A 6,806-nucleotide genomic window follows, 5' to 3' on the forward strand; every position below is an offset into this window, starting at 1 on the left:
CGAGAACCAAGAGAGGGCCGGGGCCACGCGGATCGCGCGGGCCCGGGCCCTCTGGGGTCACCCCGGTGATCCCTGTCCGACCCCCGGGGTGAGGGGGGAGTGGTCAGGATGCGGGTGGAGTCCGGTGAGCCGAGGTGGTCGGCTTAGTACCAGTGGTTGGCCTGCCAGAAGTTCCAGGCGGCGTTCGGGCTGCCGTAGCGGGAGTTCATGTAGTCCAGCGCCCACTTGATCTGGGTGGTCGCGTTGGTCTTCCAGTCGGAGCCGTGCGTCGCCATCTTGGAGCCCGGCAGCGCCTGGGCCAGGCCGTACGCGCCCGAGCTGGCGTTGGTCGCGGTCACGTTCCAGCTGGACTCGTGGGCGATGATCTGGCTGAAGGAGGCCAGCTGGTTCGCCGGGACGATCTGGGCGGCCACGGCCTGCGGGGACAGGGTGGCGGCGTTCGCGGTGGCGGGCAGCACACCCGCGCCCAGGGCGGTCAGACCGGCGGCGCCGGCGAGAATCGCGGCGGAAGTGCGCATACGGAGCTTGAAAGTGGGCATCTAGAACAGGACCTCAATCAGGTTGGGCCGGGTCACGCCCCGCCTTGGACCACGGCCGGACAGGGGCCGAAACGGTCGTGGGGCGTGACCTGGCAGTAAGTCGCTACCGGCGGGACAGGTGCCGGTGCGGCTGACGACTGAGCCATTGTTGGCATGCCGGATCGGGCGCCGCCAAGACCCCCTTGTTACGACCTCCGGTCGTACGGGGGGCGGCCGCCGTGGATTCGAAGGGTCGGCTGCGCGGGGCGCGTCGACCGGTCGTGACCTGTGCGAACACCCCGTCGGCAGGCTGTGGCGCGGGTGCCCGGAAGCTGCCACTATCGCCCGTCGTGGACCGCATTCCGGTGTGAGCGCACTCACCGTTTGGGCCGCTGCGGCCGTCACCCGCCGGTCTGCGGCCGGCACGTTGGGTACAGACGATCTCGGCCCCGTTGAGACCGGCGCCACACCCGCTGGGGCCCGGGGGAGACCGTCGGGCTGCGGCGGAGATCGACGGCCCCCACCAGGGGTTCAGCGGCGGTCGCCGACGTTCAGCGGAGATCGCCGAGGCGGCGGTGACGCAGGGCCCGCGCCGTGAGGCGGTCCGGCTCCGGCAGCGCCGCCAGCCCGCCGAGCGCGGCACCGACCGCCCGTCCGAGCCGTGCGCAGAACGCCTCCGGCTCGTCCGCCGCGTCCGGCCGCTCCTCGACCACCTCGTCCACCAGCCCGACCTCCGCCAGGTGGCCCGCGCCGATGCCCTGGGAGCGGGCCAGCTCGGCGGCGTGCCCGCCGTCCCGGTGGACGATCGCGGACGCGCCCTCCGGCGGCAGTGGCGCCAGCCAGGCGTGCCCGGCGGCGAGCACCCGGTCGGCCGGGAGCAGCGCCAGCGCGCCGCCGCCCGAGCCCTGGCCGAGCAGCACCGCCAGGACGGGCGTGCGCAGCGCCAGCAGGGTGGTCAGGCAGTGCGCGATCTCGACCGCGATCCCGTCCAGCTCGGCCTGCGCGGACAGTTCGGCCCCGGCCGTGTCCACGACCGTGACCAGTGGCAGCCCCAGCTGCTCCGCGACCCGCGCGGTGCGCCGGACGGCCCGCAGGTCGGCGGCGGTGAACGGGCGCTCGTGCTCCGGGGTCTGCCGCTGCTGGCCGACCACCAGCACCGGCCGACCCCCGAGGACGGCGAGGGCGCGGACCAGCGCGCCGTCCCGCCCGCCGGGGGCGTCCAGCAGCACCAGTTCCTCAGCGGTGTGGCGCAGCAGCTCGCGGGTGCCCGGGCGGTCGGGGCGACGGGTGCGGCGCACGGAATCCCAGGCGTCGGGGTGTTCGGCGGTCTTGTCGGGGGTGGGGTCGGGGGTGTGGTCGGGGCCGGGGGCGCCGGTGCCGCCGGCGTCGGCGCTGCCCGGGGCGGGCGCGGTGGTGGCGAGGACGGCGAGCGTGCGGCGGACCAGCTCGCGCAGCTCCTGCGGCGGCACGACGGCGTCCACCAGACCGCGCCCGGCGAGCGTCTCCGCCCGCTGCACGTCCGGGGGCAGTTCCACGCCGCGCAGCTCCTCGTACACGCGCGGGCCGAGGAAGCCGAGCCGGGCGCCCGGCTCGGCGAACACCAGCTGGCCGAGCGTGCCCCAGGAGGCGAAGACCCCGCCCATGGTCGGGTTCCGTAGATAGGTGAGATAGGGGAGACCGGCCGCGCGGTGCGCCTGGACGGCGGCGGTGATCCGCAGCATGCACAGGAAGGCCGCCGACCCCTCCTGCATGCGCGTCCCGCCGGAGACGGGAAGGGCGAGCAGCGGCAGCCGCTCGGCGGTGGCGCGCTCGACGGCGCGGGTGATCCGCTCGGCGGTGGCGACGCCGATCGAGCCGCCGAGGAAGCCGAACTCGGAGGCGACCAGCGCCACCGGTCGCCCGCCGACCAGGCCGGCGCCGGTGAGGACGGCCTCGTCGAGACCGGTGCGTGCGCGGGCCCGGTCGAGCGAGGCGCGGTAGCCGGGGTCGGCGGGCGGGCCTGCGGGCGGGTCGGTCGGCGGCTCGTCCCAGCCCTGGAAGGCGCCCGGGTCGACCAGCAGTCCGATCAGCTGCCGCGCGGTCAGCGGCGCGCCCGTTCCCGTGCCCGTTCCCGCACTCGGGCTCGGGTGCGCTCCCGCGCCCGTTCCCGTGTCCGTGCCCGTTGTCCCCGTGTTCATGCCCACCCCGTCAGCGGTCGTTCCGGCCCGACATGATCCGTCACTCTATGCGGCGCGACTGGAGCGGGGAGCGAACGTGAGGAAGCTGTGAGGAGGCCGACAGCGGTCAGGTCGCTAGTTCGACGGCGGTCGACCCATGGGGTGTCCGGGCGGTTCGTGGACGGCTCCGGCGGGGCTCGGGCCGGGGTCGGGATACGGCTCAAGTCGCTGGTCAGGCACGTGAGTTACCCGTCGGTTAATAGTTTGTCGCAGGGCTTCCGGAGTTGTCGGTGGCTGGTCACACTGGTGGACATGACCCGCACTCTACGCGCGTGGAAGACCCGCGCTGCCGCCGTCACCGCCGTCGCCCTGATGACCCTCGCGCCCGTCGCCGTCGCCACCGAGGCGCACGCCGACGTGAGCGGCACGGTGTGTCTGTCCGCCCTCCCGCCCGAGGCGACCGACACCCTCAACCTGATCGCCACCGACGGGCCGTTCCCGTACTCCCAGGACGGCGTCGTGTTCCAGAACAGGGAGCACGTCCTGCCCGGCCAGTCCTACGGCTACTACCACGAGTACACCGTCATCACGCCCGGTGCCCCGACCCGCGGCACCCGCCGGATCATCACCGGCCAGGCGACCCAGGAGGACTACTACACCGGTGACCACTACGTCACGTTCTCGCTGATCGACCAGGGCTGCTGACACGCGCCCCACGCCCCTCCCGGCCCCGGCGCACGTATCCGCCGGGGCCGCCGGGCCCGCAAGATCGCCGGGGTCGCCGGAACGCCAGGGGCGGCCCCCGCCCCGGCGGCCCGCCGCGACCGGCCTCAGAGCTCGGACGGCCCCCAGGCGTCCACCACCAGCTCGTCCCCGACCCGCAGCGTGCCGGGCCGCAGCACCGCGAACTTGCTGCCGAACGCGACCCCGCCGCCCGCCGCCCGGCGGTAGCCGGCCAGCGTCCGCAGCGGCTCCGGACCGGCCTTGGCGCCCGTCGACTGGTCGACCAGCGTCACCGAGCAGCGGATCGCGAGCTTGGCGTAGGCCAGCTCGGCGCCGCCCACGGTGATCCGGCGGGTCAGGTCCTCGGTGTGCGGTTCGTCCCAGCCGTCCACCACCAGGTTCGGGCGGAACCGGTCCACCGACATGGGGAGTCCGCCGCTCAGCGCGTTGAAACGCTCCAGCGACGCACGGGACAGCAGGTGCACCGCGCAGCTGTCGGCGTAGCCGGACGTGCCCGGTACCAGCCCGTCGGACACCCGGTCGTGCTCCGGCGGCACCCGGACCAGCCGGCTGCGGACACCCAGCACCCCGGACAGCCAGCCGGCCACCTCCTCGCCCTGGTCGATCCCGAAGAACGGGGCGCCGAACAGCTGCACCGCCCGGCGCGGACCTTCGGTGTCCACGGCGACGGTCACCGGCTCCACGCCCGGGGCGTCGAGCGTCAGCCGGCGGCCGTCCTCCCCGACCGTCGGGCGGACCGTGGCCAGGAGGCGGTCCCGGCGCTGGGAACGGAACACCCCGTCCTCGTCCACCACCATGAACGCCCGGTCGTGGGCCAGCCCCGCCGGAGTCAGCTCCGCGCGCGCCACCTCGACCCCGGCACACCCCTTCACCGGGTAGTACCGCAACTCCACCACTTCGGCCATGGCCGCCCCCTCGACTCACCGCGGCCCCTCGCGGGCCGCCGCGGACCCCGTGCGGAATCAACGCCTCCGTAGGGTAGTTGACCGCCCCCCGACCGCCGCCCGCCCGCCCGCCCCCGGGATTGCTAGGGTCGGGACATGGCACCGAGCAGCGCGAACCCCCCGGGACGGCTCCGGCGCGACGCCCAGCGCAACCGCGATCTGCTGCTCGCCGCCGCCCGCGGCATGTTCTCCCGGCACGGCCTCGACGTCCCGCTGGACCAGATCGCCAAGGAGGCCGGCGTCGGCAACGCCACCCTCTACCGCCACTTCCCGACCCGTGAGGCGCTGATCGGCGAGGTGTTCGCCGACGCCGCCGTCGGCCTGGCCGGGGCCGGTGAGGAAGCCCTCGCCGCCGCGGACGCCTGGACCGCCCTCGAACGCTACTTCGAGCGCATCTTCGAACTCGTCGCCGCGGACCGGGGCATCAACGACCTCGTCACCCAGGCCATCCCCACCATCCCCGGCATGATCGAGATCAGCCGCCGGAACGCCGCCACCGTCGGCGCCCTCATCGCCCGCGCCCAGGACCAGGGCACCATGCGGCGCGACGTGGTCGCCATGGACCTGCTCTTCCTGCTCGGCCCGCTCTGCCGCGCCCTGCCCGCCACCACCGACCTGCGCCCCGACCTCTGGCGCCGCTACCTCGCCCTGCTCCTCGACGGCTTCCGCGCCCAGGCCATCCACCCGCTGCCCGTCCCCCCGATCGGCGAGGAACACCTCGACCGGATGTTCGCCGACCTCTGGGAAGCCGAACCACCCGGGGCGTAGGCGAGCTGCTCCACGCCGTAGCGGCCCCGGAGCATCAGGGACACGTACGGAACGCCCGCGCGCGCGTCAGAGGCGTGTCAACGGGCGCCGGAGGTGCGGTGCCGGCCCGCTTTGCTGGAGGACGACAGCACGGCACGGCGGTACGGACCGAGAGGCGGGGCGAACCATGGCGGACAGCGAGATATCCGGCGCGGACGAGGCAGCGGAGCGGGCCGACCGCGCGGGCCGGATCGTCGTCGGCGTCAGCGGCTCGCTCGGCAGCCTCGCCGCCCTCCACCACGCCGTCGCCGAAGCCCACCGCACCGACGCCGAGGTCCTCGCCCTCCTCTGCTGGACCTCACCCGGCGAAGAGATCGGCTACCGCCGCACACCCTGCCCGGCCGCCATCACCGCCGGCCGCGACGCCGCCGTCGCCCGGCTCCGGCAAGCCCTCGACGAGGCCTTCGCCGGCCGCTACGCCGGAGTCCGGCTGCGCTGCCAGGCCGTCCGCGGCGACACCGGACACACCCTGGTCCGCTTCGCCGACCACCCCGACGACCTGCTCGTCCTCGGCGCCGGCAGCAGCCGCGGCTGCCTCTCCCGCGCGCTGCGCCCCTCCGTCGCCGCCTACTGCGTCCGGCACGCGAGCTGCCCCGTCCTGGCCGTCCCCCGGCCGCCGCTGCAGCGCGACCTGGAGGCCATGGAACGCGGCCACGGCCTGCGCTCCCTCGTCGAGGGGCGGTAGGCCGCGCCCGCCCGTGGCGCCGCCCGCCTACGACAGCCCGCCCACCTACGACAGCCCGGCCGCCTCGGCGAGGACGGCGGCGGTCCGGCGGCCGGCGCGCAGCACGGCTTCGGCGGTGGTGGGGAGGCAGCGGTCGGCGCCTGCGTCGTACACGGTCATGACGACGCCCGCGTGGTCGGTGGCGGGTTCGAGAACCCGTACCGCCGACCTCTGCTTTGCCAGAGCAGCGCTCAGTTGCCGGGTGTGCTCGATGTCCAGCACCCCGTCCCCCGTGCCGTGGACCAGCCAGAGCGGGACGGGGGAGGGCTGCTCGGCCAGCAGGTCGAGGGGGGCGTCCCCGGTGGTGATCGCCGGGCGGGCGTAGCTGGAGGCGATGCCGACGGCGGCGATGGGACGCTGCTCGGCGGGGGTGTCCGGGTGAGTGGCCACGGCTATGGCCTCCCGGCCGCCCAGCGACCAGCCGGCCAGGACCAGGCGGTCCGGGTCCCCGCCGTACGCGGCGGCGGTGCGGCGGGCGTGGGCGAGCGAGGCGAGCAGTTCGGCGCGGCCGCCGTCCGGCAGGTCGGAGCGCCAGTCCGGGACGAGCACCAGCAGGCCGAGCCCGGCGGCCTCCCGGGCGAGCGGCCGCAGCACGTCGCGCTCGTCAGGGCCCCGGCCGTGCCACAGCAGTACGACGGGCGCGGGCCCGACGGTGCCGGCGGGCGGGCGGTGCACGTCCATCAGCCGCCCGTCGGCGTACGGGATGGCCTCGGGTTGAGCGCTCGTCATGCGGGGTTCGCCTCCGGTTCGGTGCCTGATCGCGGAGCTGGTACTGTACTTCTCGTCGCGAGGGAGATGATTCCTCGTCAGGCGTCAGTGGTGCTACCAGAGCACGTCCTACTTTCAGTAGGAAGAGTCCGTGCGATCCGGGCCTGGCGCTCCAATTGTCGGACGGGGTCCGGTGCCTTTCAAT

General features: G+C 74.8%; 6 protein-coding genes and 1 tRNA gene. 3 read left to right on the forward strand and 4 right to left on the reverse strand.

The genetic code is table 11. From position 1 onward, the window contains the following. Nucleotides 1-143: 143 nt before the first annotated feature. Both ACFV61_RS03985 and ACFV61_RS03990 read right to left on the reverse strand, forming a co-directional pair. Complete coding sequence (locus tag ACFV61_RS03985; protein WP_380427537.1) at nucleotides 144-539, reverse strand: transglycosylase SLT domain-containing protein; 396 nt, start codon at nucleotides 537-539, stop codon at nucleotides 144-146. Nucleotides 540-1,069: 530 nt separating this feature from the next. Beyond that, nucleotides 1,070-2,695: a carboxyl transferase domain-containing protein gene (locus ACFV61_RS03990; protein WP_380490001.1), complete on the reverse strand. Its 1,626-nt coding sequence runs from the start codon at nucleotides 2,693-2,695 to the stop codon at nucleotides 1,070-1,072. A gap of 291 nt (nucleotides 2,696-2,986) precedes the next feature. On the opposite strand from ACFV61_RS03990, the gene ACFV61_RS03995 reads away from it, so the two are divergent. Further along, on the forward strand, nucleotides 2,987-3,379 hold the full coding sequence (locus tag ACFV61_RS03995; RefSeq protein ID WP_380490004.1) for a ribonuclease: 393 nt from the start codon (nucleotides 2,987-2,989) through the stop codon (nucleotides 3,377-3,379). Nucleotides 3,380-3,504: 125 nt separating this feature from the next. Here ACFV61_RS03995 and ACFV61_RS04000 read toward each other — a convergent pair whose 3' ends face one another. Beyond that, nucleotides 3,505-4,323, reverse strand: coding sequence for an MOSC domain-containing protein (locus ACFV61_RS04000; RefSeq protein WP_380490006.1), 819 nt, complete (start codon nucleotides 4,321-4,323; stop codon nucleotides 3,505-3,507). Between the two features lie 135 nt (nucleotides 4,324-4,458). Between ACFV61_RS04000 and ACFV61_RS04005 the strand changes: the two genes are divergently transcribed. Both ACFV61_RS04005 and ACFV61_RS04010 read left to right on the forward strand, forming a co-directional pair. Next, nucleotides 4,459-5,130 (forward strand): TetR/AcrR family transcriptional regulator, encoded by a 672-nt coding sequence (locus ACFV61_RS04005; RefSeq protein ID WP_063350252.1) that lies wholly within the window; start codon nucleotides 4,459-4,461, stop codon nucleotides 5,128-5,130. Nucleotides 5,131-5,296: 166 nt separating this feature from the next. Continuing rightward, complete coding sequence (locus ACFV61_RS04010; RefSeq protein ID WP_380490009.1) at nucleotides 5,297-5,854, forward strand: universal stress protein; 558 nt, start codon at nucleotides 5,297-5,299, stop codon at nucleotides 5,852-5,854. Between the two features lie 172 nt (nucleotides 5,855-6,026). On the opposite strand, the gene ACFV61_RS04015 is transcribed toward ACFV61_RS04010, so the two are convergent. After that, a tRNA-Ala gene (locus ACFV61_RS04015) sits at nucleotides 6,027-6,102 on the reverse strand. Between the last annotated feature and the right edge of the window lie 704 nt (nucleotides 6,103-6,806).

The sequence above is a fragment of the Kitasatospora sp. NPDC059817 genome (assembly GCF_042731835.1).
GTDB lineage: Bacteria > Actinomycetota > Actinomycetes > Streptomycetales > Streptomycetaceae > Kitasatospora.

Excerpts from the sequence above, each read along its gene's own strand:
- ACFV61_RS04000 (WP_380490006.1), bottom strand. The coding sequence starts at position 4,323 with ATGGCCGAAGTGGTGGAGTTGCGGTACTACCCGGTGAAGGGGTGTGCC.
- ACFV61_RS04005 (WP_063350252.1), top strand. The coding sequence starts at position 4,459 with ATGGCACCGAGCAGCGCGAACCCCCCGGGACGGCTCCGGCGCGACGCC.
- ACFV61_RS04010 (WP_380490009.1), top strand. The coding sequence starts at position 5,297 with ATGGCGGACAGCGAGATATCCGGCGCGGACGAGGCAGCGGAGCGGGCC.
- ACFV61_RS03990 (WP_380490001.1), bottom strand. The coding sequence starts at position 2,695 with ATGAACACGGGGACAACGGGCACGGACACGGGAACGGGCGCGGGAGCG.
- ACFV61_RS03985 (WP_380427537.1), bottom strand. The coding sequence starts at position 539 with ATGCCCACTTTCAAGCTCCGTATGCGCACTTCCGCCGCGATTCTCGCC.
- ACFV61_RS03995 (WP_380490004.1), top strand. The coding sequence starts at position 2,987 with ATGACCCGCACTCTACGCGCGTGGAAGACCCGCGCTGCCGCCGTCACC.